At 69.3% G+C, this 1,236-nt stretch carries 1 protein-coding gene; it reads left to right on the top strand.

What is annotated here, in order from left to right; genetic code table 11:
* The first annotated feature begins 609 nt into the window (after window positions 1-609).
* Window positions 610-1,035 carry a hypothetical protein gene (locus tag ACFSKW_RS52155; protein ID WP_379582893.1) on the top strand — a complete coding sequence of 142 codons (426 nt, stop codon included), beginning with the start codon at window positions 610-612 and terminating at the stop codon, window positions 1,033-1,035.
* The last annotated feature ends 201 nt before the right edge of the window (window positions 1,036-1,236 follow it).

The following is a 1,236-nucleotide window of genomic DNA, read 5'->3' as shown; positions in this document are numbered from 1 at the left end:
ATTCACGGCTGCCACGCTTGTGAGCAGGTCAAACTCGTACACCACTTCCGTGGACGCAACCGCACCGAGGGGAGTCGATCGCCCTGTAGTACCGAGAGGCGCCCAGGCATCGGTCGCCCCGCAGTACCGAAGAGAGCCCAGGCATCGATCGCCCCGCAGTACCGAAGAGAGCCCAGGCATCGATCGCCCCGCAGTACCGAAGAGAGCCCAGGCATCGATCGCCCCGCAGTACCGAAGAGAGTCCGGGTATCGATCGCCCAACGGCGAACGAGATTCCAGGAACCGGCCACGTTCCGGGGAGGGGCGGAGCCTTGCACGTCGGGCGGCTGCGGGCGGGTGCATCCGGCGTGCCGCAAGCGGGAGCGCTGACCGTGCGGGGACTCCCCTGTGAGCCGCAGAGTGTCGAGGTTGGTCACCCGCGAGGGCCGGTGGCGGGCCCGGATAGCGAGGCGGATGCGCGATGCCGCCGCCAGAACGGGTGACGCGGGAGGGTTGCCGCGAGAACGGAGACGCGGGGGCTTGGGGACGAACGGGTGACGCGGAGGCTTGGGGACGAACGGCTGGCGCGGGGGCTTGGGACGGCGGTGCCGCGTTGCGAGAATCGCCGACATGGAGCAGCGGCGATGGGACAATGACGATCGGTTCACCGGTGTCAGCGACGGTTCGGCGATGCGGCCCGCGGTGGAGGACCTGGCGGCGGTGATGGCGCGGGACGGGTGGGTGACCGAGGACCCCGACGCGCACCTTCTCCCCCACCTGCGGGCCGCCCCCGGCTGGCAGGTGGTGGCCGAGCGGCTGACCGAGGACGGCGTCTACGAGGTGGCGGCTCGTCCTGACGAGTCGCTTGAGGGCATCGACGTGCACAGGGCGGCCATCAGGCTGCTGTCGGTGATCGCCGAGCCATCGTTCTTCGTACGGCAGAGCGGACCCGGCACCTTCGAGTGCGTGACGGGGGTGATGCCGGGTGATCCTCCCGGCTACGCCACGCATGGGCATCTCGTGCGGCTTCTCATCTCCGAGTGGCCGGGCCGCTGACCGGCTGCGTCGCCGAACAGCCGGGCCTCTGAAGAGGCGCGGCGCTGAAAAGGGCGAGGCGCCGAACTGCCGAGCCACTGAACAGGCCCGCTTCAACCGTCGACCGGCATCCCCGCGCTGTTGAGCGTCGAGAAACCGGGCTCTGGCGCTGATCTTGTTGCGTTTCAGATGATCAGGACTCGTCGGCGGAGGAGGTCGAGG

The sequence above is a fragment of the Nonomuraea mangrovi genome (assembly GCF_042681425.1).
GTDB lineage: Bacteria > Actinomycetota > Actinomycetes > Streptosporangiales > Streptosporangiaceae > Nonomuraea > Nonomuraea mangrovi.
This window is presented reverse-complemented; position numbering and strand designations above follow the sequence as displayed.